At 63.8% G+C, this 19,939-nt stretch carries 19 protein-coding genes; 13 read left to right on the top strand and 6 right to left on the bottom strand.

The genetic code is table 11. The annotated features are described in order from the left end of the window. Window positions 1-15 precede the first annotated feature (15 nt). Together HPY44_06015 and HPY44_06020 are read right to left on the bottom strand one after the other, a co-directional pair. Window positions 16-972, bottom strand: a complete 957-nt coding sequence (locus HPY44_06015) for a site-specific DNA-methyltransferase (GenBank protein NSW55549.1) — start codon at window positions 970-972, stop codon at window positions 16-18. Beyond that, window positions 965-1,576 (bottom strand): hypothetical protein, encoded by a 612-nt coding sequence (locus tag HPY44_06020; GenBank protein NSW55550.1) that lies wholly within the window; start codon window positions 1,574-1,576, stop codon window positions 965-967. Before HPY44_06020 ends, HPY44_06015 begins: the two co-directional genes overlap by 8 nt. Before the next feature lie 500 nt (window positions 1,577-2,076). Between HPY44_06020 and HPY44_06025 the strand changes: the two genes are divergently transcribed. Beyond that, window positions 2,077-3,198 carry a D-alanine--D-alanine ligase gene (locus tag HPY44_06025; GenBank protein NSW55551.1) on the top strand — a complete coding sequence of 374 codons (1,122 nt, stop codon included), beginning with the start codon at window positions 2,077-2,079 and terminating at the stop codon, window positions 3,196-3,198. A gap of 186 nt (window positions 3,199-3,384) precedes the next feature. On the opposite strand, the gene HPY44_06030 is transcribed toward HPY44_06025, so the two are convergent. Further along, window positions 3,385-4,326 carry a Gfo/Idh/MocA family oxidoreductase gene (locus tag HPY44_06030; GenBank protein ID NSW55552.1) on the bottom strand — a complete coding sequence of 314 codons (942 nt, stop codon included), beginning with the start codon at window positions 4,324-4,326 and terminating at the stop codon, window positions 3,385-3,387. Between the two features lie 139 nt (window positions 4,327-4,465). Here HPY44_06030 and HPY44_06035 point away from each other — a divergent pair, with 139 nt between their 5' ends. From HPY44_06035 to HPY44_06045, 3 genes are read left to right on the top strand one after another with little or no spacing between them, the layout of a single operon-like run. Then, window positions 4,466-5,539 (top strand): hypothetical protein, encoded by a 1,074-nt coding sequence (locus HPY44_06035; GenBank protein NSW55553.1) that lies wholly within the window; start codon window positions 4,466-4,468, stop codon window positions 5,537-5,539. A gap of 54 nt (window positions 5,540-5,593) precedes the next feature. Beyond that, window positions 5,594-7,027 carry a hypothetical protein gene (locus HPY44_06040; protein NSW55554.1) on the top strand — a complete coding sequence of 478 codons (1,434 nt, stop codon included), beginning with the start codon at window positions 5,594-5,596 and terminating at the stop codon, window positions 7,025-7,027. A 16-nt stretch (window positions 7,028-7,043) separates the two neighbouring features. Beyond that, window positions 7,044-7,745 carry a LysE family transporter gene (locus tag HPY44_06045; GenBank protein ID NSW55555.1) on the top strand — a complete coding sequence of 234 codons (702 nt, stop codon included), beginning with the start codon at window positions 7,044-7,046 and terminating at the stop codon, window positions 7,743-7,745. A 139-nt stretch (window positions 7,746-7,884) separates the two neighbouring features. Here HPY44_06045 and HPY44_06050 read toward each other — a convergent pair whose 3' ends face one another. Further along, window positions 7,885-8,304 (bottom strand): sulfite exporter TauE/SafE family protein, encoded by a 420-nt coding sequence (locus HPY44_06050; GenBank protein ID NSW55556.1) that lies wholly within the window; start codon window positions 8,302-8,304, stop codon window positions 7,885-7,887. A gap of 25 nt (window positions 8,305-8,329) precedes the next feature. Further along, window positions 8,330-9,325, bottom strand: coding sequence for a carbohydrate kinase family protein (locus HPY44_06055; protein ID NSW55557.1), 996 nt, complete (start codon window positions 9,323-9,325; stop codon window positions 8,330-8,332). A 188-nt stretch (window positions 9,326-9,513) separates the two neighbouring features. Between HPY44_06055 and HPY44_06060 the strand changes: the two genes are divergently transcribed. From HPY44_06060 to HPY44_06100, 9 genes are all read left to right on the top strand, one after another. After that, window positions 9,514-10,512 (top strand): Gfo/Idh/MocA family oxidoreductase, encoded by a 999-nt coding sequence (locus tag HPY44_06060; GenBank protein ID NSW55558.1) that lies wholly within the window; start codon window positions 9,514-9,516, stop codon window positions 10,510-10,512. Window positions 10,513-10,550: 38 nt separating this feature from the next. Further along, window positions 10,551-11,282 (top strand): hypothetical protein, encoded by a 732-nt coding sequence (locus tag HPY44_06065; GenBank protein ID NSW55559.1) that lies wholly within the window; start codon window positions 10,551-10,553, stop codon window positions 11,280-11,282. A gap of 68 nt (window positions 11,283-11,350) precedes the next feature. Beyond that, on the top strand, window positions 11,351-12,541 hold the full coding sequence (locus HPY44_06070; protein ID NSW55560.1) for a nucleotidyltransferase family protein: 1,191 nt from the start codon (window positions 11,351-11,353) through the stop codon (window positions 12,539-12,541). Window positions 12,542-12,560: 19 nt separating this feature from the next. Then, window positions 12,561-12,830, top strand: coding sequence for a PqqD family protein (locus HPY44_06075; GenBank protein ID NSW55561.1), 270 nt, complete (start codon window positions 12,561-12,563; stop codon window positions 12,828-12,830). 27 nt (window positions 12,831-12,857) lie between these two features. Further along, window positions 12,858-13,982, top strand: a complete 1,125-nt coding sequence (locus HPY44_06080) for a radical SAM protein (GenBank protein NSW55562.1) — start codon at window positions 12,858-12,860, stop codon at window positions 13,980-13,982. 216 nt (window positions 13,983-14,198) lie between these two features. After that, window positions 14,199-14,561, top strand: coding sequence for a hypothetical protein (locus HPY44_06085; protein ID NSW55563.1), 363 nt, complete (start codon window positions 14,199-14,201; stop codon window positions 14,559-14,561). A 112-nt stretch (window positions 14,562-14,673) separates the two neighbouring features. Next, on the top strand, window positions 14,674-15,690 hold the full coding sequence (locus HPY44_06090) for a hypothetical protein (protein ID NSW55564.1): 1,017 nt from the start codon (window positions 14,674-14,676) through the stop codon (window positions 15,688-15,690). Between the two features lie 30 nt (window positions 15,691-15,720). Next, window positions 15,721-16,872, top strand: a complete 1,152-nt coding sequence (locus tag HPY44_06095) for a hypothetical protein (protein ID NSW55565.1) — start codon at window positions 15,721-15,723, stop codon at window positions 16,870-16,872. Between the two features lie 22 nt (window positions 16,873-16,894). Further along, complete coding sequence (locus HPY44_06100) at window positions 16,895-18,865, top strand: hypothetical protein (GenBank protein NSW55566.1); 1,971 nt, start codon at window positions 16,895-16,897, stop codon at window positions 18,863-18,865. A gap of 93 nt (window positions 18,866-18,958) precedes the next feature. On the opposite strand, the gene pdxS is transcribed toward HPY44_06100, so the two are convergent. After that, the gene (gene pdxS / locus HPY44_06105; protein ID NSW55567.1) at window positions 18,959-19,855 is read right to left on the bottom strand and encodes a pyridoxal 5'-phosphate synthase lyase subunit PdxS; all 897 of its coding nucleotides are present in this window, start codon (window positions 19,853-19,855) and stop codon (window positions 18,959-18,961) included. Window positions 19,856-19,939 lie beyond the last annotated feature (84 nt).

Genomic DNA, 19,939 nt, shown 5'->3' on the forward strand with positions numbered 1-19,939 from the left:
GGGATGCGGCCTCGACTACTTCGGCCGCTGGAAGACGAGAATGTACTGGTGGTGGATGTTGGAAACGAACTGGTTGGGTACACCGAAGGGATAGAGGTTCTTATTGTCCTGGGCCAGGATAGTCACGCCGCGCAACGGGATTCCCACCGCCTCAATGCGCTCTGCTAGATGCGCGTGGTACAGGTAGAAGCGGGAACCGTGGCGAAAATCCGAGACCACGACGGCCATGTAGCGACCGGCTCGCAGCACCCGACCACATTCGGCGAACACGGCCGTGAGCAGCGCCAGGAACTCTTCATAGTCCTCCACATTCCCCAGGTCCCTCTTGTCCTGGCTGTACTGTGTCGGCAGGCCCTTTGCCTCACGCTCGGCCTGCACCTTCAACCCCGCCTTCTTGGTCAGGATGCTCCAGTACGGTGGACTGGTGACCACGAAATCCACGCTCTCACCGGGCATCTGCTTCAGCATCTCCAGCGCATCACCGACCAGGACTTCCTGGCGCGCAGATGTCAGGAGCCCGCCTGACGTCTCCTGCTCAATGCGCCTGCGGGCAATGTCCGCCCATTGCTCGGACAACTCGATACCCACGCCGGAGCGTTCACAGTTCGCACAGGCAATCAGCGTCGATCCGCTTCCGACGAAGGGGTCCAGCACGCGCTCTTCCGTCTTCGTGAAGAACCGGATCAGGCGCTCCACATCGAGCTCGCTGAAAGTAGCCGGGTGCAGAGCCTTGAGCTTGCTGCGCGGAGGGGTCCTGCTGAACACGAAGCTGTCGTCGAGTTGCGAAAGTATCTCCTCGGCATCCTGTGGGTCGCGCGAGTGCAGGAGCCAATCCACGAAGTCCGACAGAGCGCTTGCCGCGGGTTCGGGCATTCCGGAGGCCCGTGACATCCAGAAGCTCTTGGTCTCTCGCAGCCAGTCGCGGTTGGTCAGGTCATTGAGCTTGTTGCTGGGGCTGGCCTGGTCACTCAACGGGCGGGCCTCCTGTGCTTGCTGCCGTCGTCGCTGATTCCTGGGTCTGACGCATGAGATCGATGGCAATGTGGCTGCTTCCCGCCTGCATCGTGATGCGCACGGTGCGCAGGTCAGGGACCGGACTCACAGTGATCAGCAGCGCCTTCCCGGTCGGCCCGGCGCTGATCTTCTGGGGAGACTCGGGATAGCGGCGGCGATAGAACGTGACCACGTCGTCGAAGGAATCATGGGAGATAAGCTTCGCCGCCACCAGTCGCCCGTTTGAGGTCTTGATGTTCGTGCTGCCGTCGTGTTTCGCGCCCGGGTAAACCGCAAGGTCCAAGGGCTTCAGGTCCACGTCACCTTTGAGATCCTTGCCGGTGCGCACCGGCCCGACCGGTGTGGAGGGCTTGTGCGCCTGTGTCTCGCTCCCCTCAGTACCCGACCTGACGTCCTCGCTGTCCCGGGCGGGCTCCGCGGACTTGCCGGGAACTCTTGCGGGTGCCGGCCCGGGAGCCGACACCGCAGGTGCCTGCGGAGCCGAAGCAGGCGGCGTCTTCCGCGCGCAACCTGCGAAGATGCAGATGCACGCACACAGGACAAGGGCAGATCGGACCGTCATCTCGCGGCAGCGTCCTCGTTGAGACATCGTGTGGGATTGCTTGGCGTGCCGATGTTACCACAGGTGCCGGGGTCGGGCAACCGGCATGACCCGCGGTGCTGTGGGATGCGTGCCGGCCTCGCTTGTGTCCGGCGTCCGGTGCCCCCGGTGTCGGGGCCGTGCCGTGTGCTGTCAGGCGCCGGAAGGGCGGTCGGACCCGGTCCGCGGGGAAGGGCCTGTCGCCACCCTTCGGAGGCTCACGGCGTATCGGGGGCGGCAATCGGGATGCTTCCGCCCCCGGCCAAAGGCCATCGCCCGCTCCGCGTGCCGTGCGGCAACGGCTCAGGGCGAGGGGCACGCTGAACGCGAAGTCGGCCCCAGCCGGCAGGCGTGCCACAGAACCGTTGCTCCTGGGACAACCGTGAGCCAGTTTTGCCAAAGCCCGCGCAGCGTGCTATCATGCGCCCAGTTCAAGCGCAGCTTCCCTATGGCTGCGTTCATGTCTGAAGGGAGCCTGTCGCATGTCGTCACAGCGATCCAACGGCCGCCTGCATGTCGCCGTGTTGTTTGGTGGCCGGTCCGGAGAACACGAAGTGTCTGTTGCCTCCGCGAGGTCAGTTGTCAGCAATCTTGATCCCGAGAAATACGAGGTCACCCTCATCGGAATCACCAAGACAGGGCAGTGGGTCTTGCCCGAGGACAGTCAGCGGGCACTCACTGAAGGTCCGGGAAGCGTCGCGGCGCTTCCGGTCCACGCTCTCGCCGACTACGGCGCAGGCATTGTGCGCCCGGGTGAAAACGGCCTCACTCGACTGAACCAGGTGGACGTGGTCTTCCCCGTGCTGCACGGCACGTACGGGGAGGACGGCACCGTTCAGGGGCTACTGGAGCTGGCCGGTCTGCCCTATGTCGGGGCGGGCGTCCTGGGCAGCGCAGCGGGAATGGATAAGGTCATCATGAAGACCCTGTTCCGCGCCGAAGGACTGCAGAGCGCCGACGCTGTTCATTTCAAGCGCCGCGACTGGCAGGCTGACCGGCAGGGCATCCTGGCAAAAATAGCGGACGAAATCGGATTCCCGTGTTTCGTGAAGCCTGCGAACCTTGGCTCCAGCGTGGGCATCAGCAAAGCAAAGACGCCGGAAGATCTGGAGCCGGCAATCGATCTTGCGGCCGAGTTCGATCTGAAGGTGCTGGTGGAACAGTCGGTAGAGAACGCCCGCGAAATCGAGTGCAGCGTCCTGGGCAATGACGAGCCGCGCGCTTCGGTGCTCGGGGAAATCATTCCTTCTCGCGAGTTCTATTCATACGAAGCGAAATACGTGGATGACGCGTCAGGGCAGATCATCCCGGCTGACCTGCCAAAGGACGTGACCGAGGAGATTCGCGACATGGCCGTGCGCGCCTTCAAGGCTGTGGACTGCGCGGGCCTGGCGCGCGTCGACTTCCTCGTGCGCCGCGACGACAATGAGGTCTACATCTCCGAGATCAACACTATCCCCGGCTTCACCCAGATCTCCATGTACCCGAAGCTCTGGGAGGCGTCCGGCCTGCCGTACCCGAAACTCCTGGACGAATTGATTCGTCTGGCGCTGGAGCGACACGCGGAGCGAGCCAGCCTTCGGACGAGTTACTCTACGGGGTAGACCGACCCTCTCGGTCGGCACCTGTTTCGCAAGGTCGGCGGATCGGGTCCAGGCACCGAGTTCGGAAGAGGCTCGAACTCGGATGCCGGTCCCCCGCAGACGGCGCGCGGCGCCCTGCCTGCCCGCTCGTCCGGAGGACGTCCGGCCGAAGGCCCTTAGCCCCGTGCTTCAGCGCGGGACCAAACCTCAGGCCAGGACTTCCTCGATGAACACCTCGCGGCCCTCGGCCAGGGAACGCTCCCCGGCTTCCAGAACCGCGATGACCTCCACGATTTCGTCCAGCGGAACCACGAACTTGCGGCCTTCGCGGATCATGTTCAGGAACTGCTCCAGGAGATAGATGTACAGGTCGGACAGGTCGGGCATCACCGATCGCCAGCCCCCGGTGCCGTACAGGTTGATCTGGTACCCCGCGCGCATGTACTCGCGTTCGGCTACCATGAGGATGAGATCGCGGCCGTTGGCGTACCGCACACGCACTACATTGCGCCCAGGCTGGCCCACGTTGTAGCTGCTCACCGCACCGGGCCCGAGCACTGCGTAGGCCGTCTCCAGCGCGTGAATGCCGTAGTAGACCAGGGCATTGCCGCAGATGGTCGTCGCGAGATTGATGTCTCCGAGGCTCGGAACTTCCGCGGCCAGATTGAGGATGTCCGGCACGAATCGCAACGAACTCGCGGACATGAGCGGAGCGCCGGTGCGCTTGGCCACATCCACGATCTCCTTGGCTCTCCTCGCGGTGAGGGCAATGGGCTTGTCGATGAAAGTCGGGATGCCCTTCTCCATCGCGGGGATCGCATAGTCCGCCTGCTTCGCGGACCCGTCATCCACAATGCAGACCGCGTCCACGTCTACCGTGCATTCCTCGGGCGTGTCGGTGACTTCGGGGATGGAGCAGACGTCGGCGAGCCTCTCGGCCCACTCACGATGCGGGTCCCAGACCTTTGTGACCTGCACACCCTCCATCTTGCGGCTGGCCGCGGCGAAGGTCCACTGATACTGCTTGGACTTCTCCGGGTCATAGCCGTTGAATGCACTGGCGAACGCCGTTCCGTGGAAGGACCCCGGGGTGCGGGGTGCGTCCATGTAACCGTAGGTTGCTGCGGATATGAGCCCAACCTTGATCATCCGAAAACCCTCCTGATTGCGGCCCGAAGGACCGCGTTGACGGCCGGAGGACTCTTGCCCGCGCTGCCGCGAAACACCTCCCTGCTCGGCGAGGAGGAACCCTCCGCTCCTCGCGGAAACACTCTGCGGGAGGTGTTCGATGAACTCGCATGAACGCGTGATGACTGCTCTGGACTTCGGCATTCCCGATCGGGTGCCCCGGTTCGACAGCTTCTGGCCCGAATGGATCCAGGCGTGGCGTCACCAACGGCCGGAACTCGGCGATGTCTCGCCGGAGGACCACTTCGGTGTGGATATCTACATCGCGGTGGGTGATGAGACCCTCTGCCCAAGCCGGGCGGAAATCATCGCTCAGACCGAGACCAGCCTGACCCGCCGCGACGGGTGGGGGCGCGTCATCCGCACCATCCCGGGCGGGTTCTTCTACGAGCAACTGGAGAGCGCCCTGAAAAGCCCCGGCGACCTGGATTCCCTGCCTATCGATCCGCCCGATCTGGAGTCGCGTTACGCCGAACTCGATGCCCGCATGTCCGAACTGAAACAGCGCTTCTGCGTTTTCGCGAAAGTCGGCGGCCCTTTCATCCGCTCCGGTTTTGTGCGGGGTGATGTTGCTTATCTGATGGACATGGCCGAGGACCCGGATTTCGCCGCAGAATTGACCATGCGCATCGCGGATCATCTCATCGCGATTGGCCTCGAGGAGCTGCGGCGCTGGGACCTGTACTCCTCGGGCGTCTGGATTTACGATGACATGGCCTCCAACTCCGGCCCCATGTTCTCGCCGCGCACTGCCGAGAAAGTGCTGGTTCCAGCGTGGGCGAAGATGGTCCGGGCGTTCAAGGACGCCGGTGCACGCAAGGTCATCCTGCACAGTGACGGCAATATCGGGCCTTTGCTGGACGTCTTCATCGACATCGGCTTCGACGGCATCAACCCGGTCGAACCCAAGGCCGGTCTGAACCCCCTGGAACTGCGCCGCAAGTACGGGAAGAAGCTTGCGCTACTGGGCGGCGTGTGCAATGCTTTCGTGCTGCCCCGGGGGTGCCCGGATGAACTGCGCGCCCACGTGCTCGAGGTGCTGTCCGCGGGAGTTGAGGGCGGTCTGGTTATCGGCACCCACAGCATCGGTCCGGACATCAGCATCGAGACCTATGAGCAATATGCTCATCTGCTGGATGAGCTCGCGACGTACCCCATGTCTCTACCCGTCTGAGGGCGCTTGAGCGACCCGTGCACGGAGAGTTCGAGTGAAAAGGAGTCCGCAATCATGAAAGTGGGTTTCGCCCGAGCCGACGTGACCCCGGCAATCGGTAAGGAAGTCCCCGGTAGTCTCTGCAAACGATTCAGCACAAGCTTCCACGATCCGCTTTACGCCTCCGCCATGGTCATCGAAGACGGCGCCAACCGAGTGGCGCTGGTGGGTCTGGACAACCTTTCTGTGCGGGCATCGGTGGTGAAGGCCGCGCGGGAGATCATCGAGGCGAAGACGGGAATCCCCGGCGGGAACGTGATGGTCGGCTGTTCGCATACTCACGCAGGCGGGCCCGGCATGGGGGCGCTTCCCGGTGAGTTCTCCCGGGCGTCCGACCCGGAACTTTGCGAACGCCTGGCCCAGGAGCACGCAACATCCGCAGACCCGTGCTACCTGGAGGAACTCAAGGGGCAGATCGCCAGCGCGGTCATCACGGCCGACCAGCGCAAGCAGGAGGCCGTATTGCACGTAGGCCGGGGTTGCGAGAAGACCGTGGCCTTCAACCGCCGGTTCGTCATGAAAGACGGGTCGCAGATGACCCACCCCGGCAAAGGCAATCCGGACATCGTGGGGCCCGCCGGACCCGTGGACCCGGAAGTCGGCGTTCTCAGCGCCTGGACCCCCGACCGCAGGTTCCTGGGCGCACTCGTCAATTTCACTCTCCACGGCACGGTGGGCACAGGAGGGATCAGTTCCGACTGGATTCACTACATGCGCGAGACGGTCACCCGGGTCATGGACCCGGAGTCCGTGGTGGTCTTCCTCAACGGCGCCTGCGGCGATGTGACCCAGGTGGATAACCTGTCCATGCAGGAATCCGAGTTCGGCGAAAAGTGGGCCCGGCGGATCGGGACAAAAGTGGGTGCCGAGGCGCTGAAAGTCATCGCGGATGCTGAACCCGGCGAAATGACGCCCGTCGCGGCAAGACAGAAGACGATCAAGATCAAGACCCGTGAAGTCGGACAGGAGCGTTACGAACAGGCCCTGCGAGACATTGACGACCCCGATATCTCCGAGACAGACAAGATCTACATCCGCGACCTCATCCTCCTGCACGAGCAGAACAAGTGGGAGCCCGAAGTGGACTGCGAGATTCAGGCTATCCAGGTGGGCCCCGTGGTTTACCTGGCCAACCCTGCCGAGTACTTCTGCCAGTTCGGCTTGAACATCAAGGAGCGCTCGCCTTTCCCCTTCACCTACGTCGTCGAGCTTGCAAACGGGTGCATCGGCTATGTGCCTACGGCTGAAGCGCTGGGCCCGAGGGGTGGCGGATACGAGCCGCGCCTTGCCATGAGCAGCAAGCTTGTCCCCGATGCCGGGAAGATGATCGAGGACGCATCGGTGGAACTGGCCCAGTCCCTCACTCCCGGCGACATCCCGCCGAGGCCCACGGTGCCTCACGTCGGGACACCCTGGGGCTGGGGAGCATCCAAGTCCAGCACCACTTGATTCCGGAGGAAGCACCGTGTCCGACCCTGCACCCCGGCGCATCTTGGGGAAGCTGTTCCTGCTGGCCTTTATCACTGGATTCAGTGGGGCCATCATGCCTGGTCCCCTGCTGGTGGCCACCATCGGCCAGACCACCGTGCAAGGGTTCCGCGCGGTGATCGGCCTCATCACAGGACACGCGATCCTGGAACTCGTGATCGTGGGGCTGCTGGTGAGTGGGTTGCAGGCAGTGATCAACCGGCCCAGAGTGCGGGGCGGGATTGGTCTCGTGGGCGGCGCGGCGTTGCTGTGGATGGGCTGGGATATGATCGCCCATGCCGCTGACACTTCAATCAAAATGCAGGCGGGTCAGGGCGCGTATTCGTGGGCGCAACTGCTGATCTGGGGAGCGGGGCTGTGCGCGGCGAACCCGTATTTCACGGGCTGGTGGGCAACAATAGGCGCGGGGCAACTGGCGCACATGGCCCCGCGCAGCCTCACGGAGTACCTCGCCTTCTACCTGGGACACGAGGCGTCAGATTACGTCTGGTATTCCGTCGTGGGCCTGCTGATCGTAAGCGGCAAGGACTTCCTGCTGCAGAACGTGGCGATCTACCACGGCGTGATCTACACCTGTGGGATCGTGATACTGCTGCTGGGGCTTTGGTTCGTGTACACGGGGATCCGGTTCGTGTCGGGGAGGGTCAACGTCGGCAGCGACGAGGCAGTGGAAGGGTGATGGCGACAGAATCACCTGCAGCCGCAATACTTTGTGGGAGCGGGCTTGTTCGCGAACGTCTTCGACCGACACGGCTAACGACTTCGCGGGCAAGCCCGTACCCACAAGCACACTGAACGTATCCGCCTTGCCGTCCCCCCTACCCCGCCTTGCCGCCGCCGAAGAGCTTCACCACAAGGTCCCACGCCCCCGACCACTGCAGCCCCGAGATCACCATCACCAGCCCGAAAATCCGCTTCAGCACCGGCCCCGGCAGGTGCTCGGCAAGGGGCACGCCGATGAAGACCGTCCCCAGCACCGCACCGATGGCCAGGCATGCGGCGAGGGACAGGTCCACATTGCCGTTGAGATGATGCCGCCACGACCCTGCAAGGGCCGAAGGGATCATGACCGCGAGAGAGGTGCCGATGGCCACCTTGATGCCGTCCGGGCCCGTCTTCCACAGGAGCACGATGAGCGGGACCATGATGATCCCGCCACCAATGCCGATAAGTCCGGAGAATGCCCCTACCGCCAACCCTACGGCCAGATACTGCGCCCACGCGATGATTGCAGCCAAGGTCAGATTCCTTCCTTCCGCCTACTCAGCCTTGTAGGGCCGCCTGCGCTTGTGCCCAGGTGAGAATACCGTTCTTCGCCCCCAGCACCTGCACGACCGACGCCGCATTTGCGGTTCCGATGCGCATGGCCTGTCCCAGGTCCAGCCCTCGGTGCAGGCCAACAGCGCAGGCGGACGCGAAGGCGTCTCCCGCGCCCACCGTGCTGACCACCGGGCCCTCAATGATCGGGACCTTCCAGTGTCCGCCGGCGTTCATGCCCTCGCTGCCCTCGCTGCCGTAGGTGATCACCACATTGGCGCACCCCGCGTCCAGCAGCATCTTCAGCATCCGCTCCTCGTCCCCCGGGCCGCGGTCAGGCGGAACCCCGGTGATCTCGTAAGCTTCGGAGCGATTACACACCAGCAGCGTGACGTGGCGGAGCATTGGCGCCAGTCCGTCCATGCCCAATGCCCGCTGTTCCTTGCCGGGGTTGAGCGCAACGCGAATACCCCGTTCGCCACAGAACTCCACGATCCGCGCAAAGACCGCTGCAGTCTCACCCGCCATGGAGTTCATATAGACCCAGGATGTCCGCGCCAGGTGATCCCAGTCGATCTCAGACTCCCGCAGGAAGGCGCTGGCGCCCCGGTAGACCAGGATCGTGCGGTCTCCGGTGAAGCCGGTGATGATCACCGAATACCCGGTCCGGTGCTCGGAGTCGCGCACTACCCCGCCGGTCTCGATGCCGTCGCGCGCCATGCCCTCGAGGACCCGATCGCCCGGCCCGTCCATGCCGATCTTCGTGACAATTCCGGTCTTCAGTCCCATCCGCGCGAAGGTTACAGCGGTGTTGGTGGCGCCGCCGCCAGTGTCGATATGCACGTCGCCCACGCGTATCTTCGCGCCGTATTCCAGGGCCAGGTAGGCGATCTCCTGCTGTCGGTCCTCGACGCGAAACAGTTGCGCGTCAGGGACGCTGATAAAGACATCCTCGGTCGCACTGCCCACGCAGGTGAAATCCCGATGCATGTGCTGTGTCATGTTGGTCACGTCTTCCGGATAGTGGTCTGCCACTGGATTCACGCCTGCGGGTAACTATGCAAGGACCGGCGAGGGCTGTCAAGCGCGGGCGCGGCTTCAGGCGGAGGTCCCCCCGCCGGCGCGGCGAACTGTCCCTCCTGCCGGGCTCACCCGGCACAATGCTTTCACACAGGAAGGGCAGATGCGCGATGGCTTCAGACATCATCCGCGTCGGCATGATCGGCTGCGGCGGCAACGCCCGCGGTCACATGAGGCGTCTGCTGGACATTGAGGGCGTCGAGATCGTGGGGCTGTGCGACCCGTCCGAGGATGCGCGCAAGGCGTCGGTCGAGGCAAACCCGATCCTTGCCGATGTGCCGCAGTTCAGCGACTACCGCAAGCTCCTGGACACCGTCGAGATGGACGCGGTGGAAATCTCCACGCCGCACACCACCCACTTCGAGCAGATCATGGCCTGCCTTGATCGCGGCCTGCACGTGCTCACCGAAAAGCCCATGGTCTGCACCGTCCCCCACGCGAAGGAGGTCGTCGCGAAAGCCGAGGAGACCGGGCTCGTGGTTGGCGTCTCGTACCAGCGCCACGTCATGGCCCCATATCGCTATTGCCGCGAGGTAATCGCCGGCGGCGAGATTGGCGCACCCCATTTCATCTCCTGCCTGCAGTCCCAGAACTGGTACCGTGGGCAGGTCGGCCGGGGCACGTGGCGCTCGAAGATGGCCCTGTCCGGCGGCGGCCAGCTCAATGATTCCGGCAGCCACCTGCTGGACATCGTCCTGTGGATGACCGATCTGCAGCCATCGGAAGTCTTCGCGTACATCGATAATCTCGGTTCTGAAGTGGACATCCTCACCTCGATGAGCGTGAAGTTCGACGGCGGATGCCTGGCCAGTTTCTCCGTGGTGGGCCATGCGGTCAATTTCTTCGAAGAAATCACTATCTGGTGCGAAGACGGTACCCTCGCGATTCGCGGCAATGACGTCTGGCGCTGGGACGGCGGCGAAGAGCGCAAGATCGTCTCCGGGGAGGAGCTCGGCCGTACCTGGAACCCGGACCAGAACTTCATCGCCTCCATCCGCAATGAAGAGGAGATCCAGGCCCCCCCGTCGTGTGGCCTGCGAGTCATTCAGCTGACCGAGGCCGCGTGGCGATCGGGCGATACCGGCAAACCTGCGCCTGTAGTGCGTTGATCGCCGCTGACGGTGGACGGATGGGAGGTGGGTGAGCGATGCGCAATGTCCTTGCAGTGTCCGCCTTGTTGATTGCCGGTGCGGTGGGCGCTCTGCCGGTGTCGAACCTGCGCGTGTTGCAGGGGTCCGTGGATTACCGGCCGGGGCGAGGCGGCCCCGGTTCCAGCGTGATCCGCCTGGAACTGCAGAACCTGTCGCAGGTGCCACTGGAGGGACTGCGGCTGCGCATGGTCTTCAGACGGACCCCTGTGCCTGCCGATGTCACTGAGGGCTGGCGCGCGCGCTACGTGGCCTTCGACCCCCCGCTGAAGCCGGGGGAAACGCGCACGGTGACCGTGAGCGAGACCGGGACAGCCCTGCATTCGCGCATCGAGATCACTCGGCTCTTCCCACTGCTTCAGGTGACGGTCCGCGGGCAGGCTTTGCAGAGCGAGATCGCTCCGTACCTCTGGCAGGGCAGCGTACACGGGGCTGTTGCGGAGATTGCCCGGGCCCTCGGCTGGCGAACGGAATGGAGCGACGCGTGGGCGATGGCCAGCATCATCGGCCCAGCCCACGCCCTGGTTCTTCAGGAGAACTCCCATTCCGCGGCAATTGACGGCAAGCTCCTTCGTCTGCCCGGAAAGATGCGGGTGGCGCGCGGGAACCTGGTGGGTCCGCTTGCCGTTCCCTTGCGCGCCATGGGCCTGACCGTCGAGTACGATGAGGACCTCAACACCCTGAATATCGATCGCCCGGCGCAGGGGGAGGCCGCGTCCGGCCAGAGTTGACTCCCCCGAAGGCTGGTGCTACCTTACCCGCGCCGAGTTGCCTGACACTGATGCCGAGGGGAATGTGCGTGGACTTGCTGCTCTTGGGCCCGGGGCGCGAGAATCCGCGGCTGCGTCGCCTGGTAGAACTGCTGCACCCTTCGTGCGAGGCCGGTCAGGCAGCTTGCTGGTTGCGCGACGACCCGGACCTGTTCGACGCGGCCCGCAGGCAGAATGTGGCCGCGATCATCGCCCACCGGTACTGGCCGGAACTGCAGCGCGAACTGCCGGAGGACCTGTTGGCGCGCTGGCGCAGCCTGCTGATGTCCGCCGCGATTGTGCCGATGCACCGGCGTGCTGAAGCTCGGACCTGTCTCGCTGCGCTTGTGGATGCCGGGGCCACTCCCGTGGTCATGCGCGGTTTGTGGCTGGGGGAGGCGCTCTACCCCGAGCCTGGACTGCGCCCGCACACGGACATGGACCTGCTGGTGCCGCTGGACCGGCTCAATGAGGCGCTTGACGCGCTGTCTGGTCTGGGGTACGCCCCTGTGGACCCGTTGCCCGTGGATCTGAGGCGGCTGAAGCGGCTGGTCGCGAGAGGCATCCGCAGCGATTTCAGCGGGGTCTGCCGTCCCGGGGCGAACGGGCTGCAGCTTTCCGTGGACCTGCACTACGCCCTGAGCGTAGTCGCTTACGGGTGGTGGCCCTGGGTCCCCAGCCCGCAAGAGGTCTACGAGCGCTCCATACCGTGGGATTTCCACGGCGTTTCGGTGCGCTGCCACGACCCGGCGATGGCCTTGCTGTCGCTGTGTGAGAATGTCCTGCGCCACGCCCTCGCGAGAGAGGGACGGGGCAACTGGCTAATTCGCTTCTACGACATCGCGCTTCTGTGTGGGACACTCTCTCCGGTGGACTGGGAGGTTTTCGCCGCGGATGCGCTTCAGTTTCGGCTTAACATCCCCTGCGGCCTGGCGCTGAGCACGGTTCAAGCCAACTGGGGCACGCCGCTGCCGGAGGGGCTTCTCGACCGCCTGCTGACGCCACGCGTCTCAGTGGCCGCGGCGAGATATGCGCTGAGTCGTCCAGTACTTGCGGGCCTGCACGGACGCAACGCAATGCTGTACTCGGCCTGTACCGGGTCCTTCCCCGGCGCACTGGCATACCTTGCCCGTAACGCCGGGCCCGGAATTGCCGACGTTCTCGGGCGTGTGGCCAGACGCATCACGCGTCGAAGCGCCGGTAGCGAGAGCGCCAGACAGCCGCCCAACAGACAGCACTAATGCCCAGGGAGCACACCGAATGCGTCAGAACCCAGACTTCATCGCCCGCCCGATTGCCGGCCAACTGATGCTCGTCCCCATCGCTCGCGACGCCGTGTCGCTTGAGGGGATCCTCACACTCAACGAGGTAGGTGCACGTATCTGGGACCTGCTGGCCGAGTGCCGCGACGAGGCCGAGATCGCCTGCAGACTGGCTGAGGAGTACGAGGTGGACCAACCCCAGGCCTTGCAGGATGTTCGGGAACTGATCGGGCAACTGCGGCAGATGAACGCCGTGCTGGATGACTGAATAGAGGGTAGGAGAGGACGCCCAAGCGTGGACTGCGCGGATATTCCCCTTGCCGAACTCAGCCAGATGCCCTGGGCGCCGGGCGGTCCCAGGAGGCCCTATGTGGCTTTCCTGGAGGTCACCCAGCACTGCAACAACAGGTGCACCCACTGCTATGTCGACCCGGCGAACCGGACGTCCACCGACCTTCCGCTGGACTGGTGGCTGGACCTGATGGATGCCCTGGTGGCCGAAGAGACCTTGTTCCTCGTCCTCACGGGCGGTGAACCCCTGGTGCGTCCGGATTTCCAGGACATGTACCTCGCCGCGAAACGGCGCGGGTTCGTCGTCTCGGTTTTCACCAACGCGCGGCTGGTGGATGACGCTTTGCTCGACCTGTTCCATCACTATCCACCCCGGCGCGTGCTCGTGAGCATCTACGGCGCGACACGCGAGACATACGAGAAAGTTGCGCGCGTTCCGGGCTCCTTTGACCAGGCGATCCGAGGAACGCGACGACTCAAGGATGCCGGCATTCCGCTGTACCTGAGGACAATGCTCCTGCGCAGTAACCACCACGAGTTGCCGCAGCTCCAGAGTTTGGCCGCCGAGCTGGGCGCGCAGTTCAACTTCGACGGCGCCGTCTGCCCCACCGTGGACGGCGATCCATGCGTCCTGTGCGAGCGGATGGCCCCCGAGACCCTCGTGGCCATCGAAGCCCAGGACCCCCAGCGCGTCGAGGGATGGCGCACCAGTGTCGAGGCCTTCCACCCGGAGGTCAATCGGCGCCGGTTCAACTGCGCGGCAGGCATCTACGGTCTGCACATCACGGCGGACGGTTTCGCAATGCCTTGCCCTGGAGCGGGAACGATGCGCCGTCCCCTGGAGCGCGACGACTTGCGCGGCAGTCTGCATCGGTTTTTTTTCGAGGAGATGCTCCCTGCCCTCCACGAATTGGACCCCAACGACTCTCCGTGCTCCCGCTGTCGACTCAGTGCCCTGTGCGGAACCTGCTCCGCAGCGCGTGAGCTGGAGACAGGCTCAAGCAGGATCCCTTCCGAATTCGGATGTCGCGTGGCTTTTCTGCGGGCACAAGCGGCAGGGATCGACGCCTTGCCCGCAGCGTATGAAGGGGAAAATACTGAGCGTCCTGATTGTCGAGGGAACAAATGATGGGGCTGTGAGCGTTGGTTGTGGTGTAAAGGTTGTGCGCAGTTTTCATGCCTGTCGACGGCCGCACACGCGCGTCCGGCTTGAGTTTGGTCGTGATCCAGAGCGCTTGGGGCGCCGACGGATTGGAGGCTTGACAGGAGCCGGGCAAGCGATTAATGTACACCCGTGTCACACGGCAATGTTGCCGGAAAAGCTCGAAGGGAGGACGAAGTACTCATGACGAAGGGCTACGTGTATGCCTTGCTGGCTCTTGCCCTGATCGTGGCCATGGTGCTGGCTGGCTGCCCCAAGAAGCCGGAGCCCGCTCCGACGCCCGGTCCGCCGCCCGATGCCGAAATGATGATGATGCAGGAAGGTGCCCAGCCGCCGGCCGAAGGCGAAGAGGCTGCCAAGGGCGAAGAGGCTGCTGAGGGCGAAGAAGCTGCCGAAGGCGAAGAGGCCGAAGGCGAAGAAGCTGCCGAAGGCGAAGAGGCCGAAGGCGAAGAGGCCGAAGGCGAGAAAGCTGCCGAGGGCGAAGAGGCCCCCGCAGAGGGCGAGGATGCCAAAGTCCCCGCTCCGGACGACAAGAAGGCCGAGTAAGCTTTTCGACAGCCTGCCGCACCGACGCGAACTGAAGGGCCGCCATTCATTTGGCGGCCCTTCTGATTAGCTGCCCAGACCTCGCGCCACACTTGCCCTGGAGGTTCCGACCGTGACCTCGAAGGAGATCATCCAGCGAGTCCTGGCCTTCGACAAGCCTGAGCGCATCGGCCTGACATATTCCGCCTACGCGGATGCGCCGCGTATCTGTGACACCGCCGGCGTCGGACCCTCCCCTGACCCGGATTTCGAAGCGCGGCGCTGGGACGACGATGCCGGCGGCGAGTGCTACAACGATGAGTGGGGATGCGTGTGGCGCCGCATCAAGGGCAAGACCACCGGCGGCGAAGTTATTGAGCCACCGATCAAGTCCTGGGATGACCTCGACTCCTACCGACTCCCCACTTACGACAACCCCGCACGCTATGAGAAGGCCGCTGAATACTGCGCAAGAACCACCGACCGCTACATCCTGGGCACCATTGCCGGCGCATGCTTCAACGCCGCCCGTTACCTGCGCAAGCTCGAAGCCTACCTGCTCGACTGCGCCGCCGAGCCTGATAATGTCCGCCGCCTGAACACCATGGTCAGCGACCTGATCCTGCGCCAAGTGGATATCTACGCGGACATCGGTGCCGATGGCGTATTCTTCTGCGAAGACTGGGGCACCCAGGAGCGCCTTCTGGTCAGCCCCCGCATGTGGGACGACCTCTTTCGCGAGACCTTCCAGCGCCTCATCGACCGCGCTCACGCTCGCGGCCTCACCGTCTGGATGCACTCCTGCGGCTACGTCCGCGATATCATCCCCCACCTCGTAGACATGGGCATGGACGTCCTGCAGTTTGACCAGCCCGAGCTCCACGGCCTGGAATGGCTTGCGCAGTTCTCCGGGCGTGTCACCTACTGGTGCCCGGTGGACATCCAGCGCATCCTGCCCACTGGTGATGAGGAGTTGATCAAGTCCCGCGCGCGCGACATGGTGCGCATCCTCGGCGGTTGCGGTGGAGGATTCATCGCCAAAGACTATCCGGACAACCACTCCATCGGCTGCGATCCGCTCTGGCAGCACTGGGGTTACGAGGAGTTCCTGCGCGTTGGGCGCTATGAGGACGGGCGACTTGTTGACTAGTCTGTCACAAGCAGAGAGGGAATTGCGACGATGACTGCACGCCAGCGCGTGGCTTGCGCTTTTGACAATAAGCCGTACGACCGCGTCCCCATCTACCAGGCCGGCTTCTCAGCCACGGTGGCCTCACAGATTCTCGGCCGCGAGGCATACGTGGGCGGTGGTAGAGCCCAGTACCTCGAAGCACGGGCCGTCTGGGAAGGCGAGGACGCCCACGCAGAGTACCTGGAACGCGCCTGGAGCGATGCCGTTGAGCTGTGCCGCATGCTGGAGCTTGATGTCGTGCGCACGGTCTACTGGCGCATGCCCGAGAAGCCCACGCGCCGCATTGATGAACTGACTTTCTTCTACGGTTCCGAAGAGGGCAAGTGGCGGGTCATGCGCCACGACCCCGATTCCGAGCTGTATCAGGTCATCGACCGAAGCCCCGAGCCGGAACCGACCCTCGAAGACCTCGAACGCAGCGTCGCTGCCTTCGAAGAATCCAGTGAAGCCTACCAGCCGAACCCGTCCATGTTCGCCGACACCTTGCGCACCATGGAAGAGTTCGGCGAAGATGGAGTCCCCTATGGTGGCGGCGGCGTGGGACTGGCAATCCCCCGGGACCGCATCTGGCTGGAAGCCGTAGCCTTACGCCCGAACCTTGTGCTCCGGTACCTCAACTCGATGGCCGAGCGCTCTGCCCGCAATGCAAAGATGGCCGGAGAGCTGGGCGTCCGTTACTGCTACGGAGGTGGCGATTTTGCCTCGGCCACGGGACCCTTCATCTCGCCGCGCTCCTTCCACGAACTGATGCTGCCTGGCCTGCAGAGAATCTCCCGGGCCTGCACGGAAGCCGGGGTGCTCCACGGGTTCGCCAGCGACGGCGACCTGTGGCCGGTCGCCGAGGACCTCTTCGGCAATTCCGGCGTCCGGTTCTTCTACGAAGTCGATGAGGCCGCCGGGATGGACCTACGGAGGCTCAGGGAAACCTTCGAGCATCTCACGCTGCTGGGAGGGGTGAACTCGGCCACGCTGCACCGGGGGAGCGTGGAAGACGTGGTTAGCGAGACCCGACGCGCTCTGGATGCCGCAAAGCAGTTTGGCGGCTGCATCGTGGGCTGCTCCAATCAGATCGTCGCGGGGACGCCCATCGAGAACTTCTGGGCGATGATGGAAGTCCTGCACAACGAGCGCGATTGCTGACCTGGAGGATCGCTGCCGCCCAATGCAGAAGGCGAACCAGGACCTGAAGTTTGGCGCGAACGCCGGCACGCCCCGCGCAGGAGCATTGGCCCGCACCTGGATCATCGCGATGGTCATGGTGCTGGCCGTGGCTGCAGGCGGCGCTTTCTCAGCGCTGGTACGCTACGACCTCGTGGGTTTCGGGCACCTGCCGCGCTCCGCGCTGTTCTTGTGTTTCCTGCTGCTGCTGGTGAATGTGGTCTCGCGGAAAGCCTTCGGGAAACGCGTGCTGGACTCGCGCCAGCTTGTTTACGTCTTCATCGCCATCATGGTGATGTCCGGATTCCCCGGCCAGCAACTCGTGACTTATCTCTATATTGGCCTGGTAGGCCCGCAACACTACGCAAGCCCCGAGAACAAATACGTTGAGACGTTCTTCGAGTACTTCCCCGAATGGATCGTGCCCTCCAAGGACCCCGACCACCCCGCGGTGCGCTGGGCTTTCTACGGGGTGCCGCCGGGCCGGTCAATCCCCTGGGAGAGCTGGATCATCCCTCTCGCCGTCTGGACGCCGTACGTGGTAGCCATTCTCATCCTGGGGGCAACCGCCGTGGCCCTCCTGCGCAGGCGCTGGGCGGACGAGGAACACATGCTCTTCCCGCTGGCGCAGATACCCGTGGAGATGCTCACGTACGAATCCGAACGCGCCGCTTTCCCCGCGGTCTTCCGCACCTGGCTATTTTGGGCCGCCTTCGCCATTCCGGTCGTTCTGTACTCGAAAAATGCACTGCATTACTATTTCCCGGGCATTCCCGAGACCGACCTCACGCCCGACATCGGCCTGGTCTTCCGGGACCGCCCGTGGAACATGCTCAACTATTTCCCGTACCACTACTATTTCGAGATGATGGGGATCACCTATCTCGTCAGCGACGAGATGGCCTTCAGCCTCTGGTTTTTCTGGATCTTCCGGCGCATCGGCTCGGTTTTTCGGGAGATGATGGGCCTGACCAACCATCCCGATTTCTTTCTCCACCAGGGCTACGGTGCCTACACCCTCCTTGCCATCATCTACCTGTGGTATGCCCGACATTCCCTGAAACAGATCGCACGCAAGGCGGTCTTCGGGACGGGGGATTTCGACGAAAGCCGCGAGCCCATGTCCGCCCGGGGTATGTTCTTCGGCTTTGTCGGGTCTCTGGGAACGATCATCATCTGGGGGCATCTCATCGGCGCGGACTGGTGGGGCTCCCTGGCACTGATGACGGTTTACATGATCTCCGTCGTGGTGCTGACGCGCATCGTCTCGGAAGCGGGGGTCTTCGCGGTCTGGACGCCCTTCGGCAACCAGGAGAAGTTCATTACCCAGATTCTCGGGACCCACACCCTCGGGCCACGGAACATCACCGCCTTGTCTTTCATGGGTTACAAGATCCGCGATACTGCGTCCCTCACCGCAGCGAACGTCATCCAGGGATACAAAATGGCGGACCTCGCGTGGCTCAAGCCCCGCACGGTCTGGGCGGTGACCCTGACCTCCCTGCTCCTTGCGTTGTTCGCGTCACATCCAACGTCCCTCTACGCCATCTATAGCCACAGCATACCGGGGCTAGGCTGGTGGCCGCGAGGTTCGGGCGCCGCACTGGGCCGCGATATCAGCTCGCTGATCCTGGCCAATCAGCCCTTCACGCCGGGCAATTATGGGAACATGGTCCTGGGGGCGGCGACAGTAGTTTTCCTGAACTTCATGCGCCAGAGGTTCCTTTGGTGGCCCTTCCACCCGCTTGCTTTCACGGCGCTCATGGGCCCGACATGGATGGGCGACCGCTACGGGTACTCAATCTTCCTGGGGTGGATTGTGCGCCGCATCACCCAGCGTTTCGGGGGCTACAAAGCGTATCGTGCGGGGCGCGCAGCGGCAGTGGGGATGATTGTGGGCAACGCGGTGGTGTTGCTCACCTGGTCGATCGTGCACTACTTCCGGCCCATTGCGGGTGTGCTGATCATTGAGTGACGAACAGGGACGACCGCCTGTCTCCCATGGTGACGGGAATGGAGGTCGTCCCTGATAGTACTTGCTCGATGCCGAAAGTCCGGCTGACCCGCGCTACCAGCCCCGCGTTGCCAGCCGGTCCTCATCCGGCAATGCGCGAACGTCGATGCCCGGCATAGCCGCGCCCTCCAGGCCCCGCGTGGCCTTTGCAACCTCCACCGGGTCCTCGAAGTACGTGGTTGCGTGAACGATGGCTTTCGCGCGCGCCGCCGGGTCCTCGCTCTTGAAGATCCCGCTGCCCACGAACACGCTCTCCGCGCCAAGCTGCATCATGAGTGCGGCGTCGGCCGGGGTGGCGATGCCGCCTGCCGAGAAGTTCGGGACCGGAAGCTTGCCGGTCTTGCTGACTTCGCGCACCAGGTCGAAAGGTGCGCCCATGTTCTTTGCCTCCGTCATCAGTTCATCATCGCGCAGGCCCTTGAGCCGCTCGATGCCCTGGATGACGGCTCGCATGTGGCGGGTAGCCTCGACGATGTTGCCGCTGCCGGCCTCGCCCTTGGTGCGGATCATGGCAGCGCCCTCGCCGATACGGCGCAAGGCCTCGGCGAGATTGGTGCAGCCACAGACGAAGGGGACCTTGAAGTCGTGCTTCCAGACGTGATAGCTCTCGTCAGCCGGGGTGAGGACCTCGCTCTCATCAATGAAGTCCACCCCGATGGCCTCCAGCACCTGGGCCTCGGCGAAATGTCCAATGCGACACTTTGCCATGACCGGGATGGTCACGGCCTCCATGATATCCTCGATAACCTTCAGGTCGGCCATGCGCGCAACCCCGCCTTCGCGGCGGATGTCGGCCGGCACGCGCTCCAGAGCCATGACGGACACCGCGCCCGCGTCCTCGGCGATCTTGGCCTGCTCGGGGTTGGTCACGTCCATGATGACTCCGCCGCGAAGCATCTCGGCGAGCCCGACCTTGTTTCTCCAGGTTGACATCTCGGTGTTCTCAGACATCGTTTTCTCCTCCAAAAACCTTGCCGCTACTTCCGTCGCCCGCTGCTGGGACGATCTTGGTGGAAGGGCATTGTACTCCATGGG

It is taken from the genome of Armatimonadota bacterium (assembly GCA_013314775.1).
Lineage (GTDB): Bacteria > Armatimonadota > Zipacnadia > Zipacnadales > JABUFB01 > JABUFB01.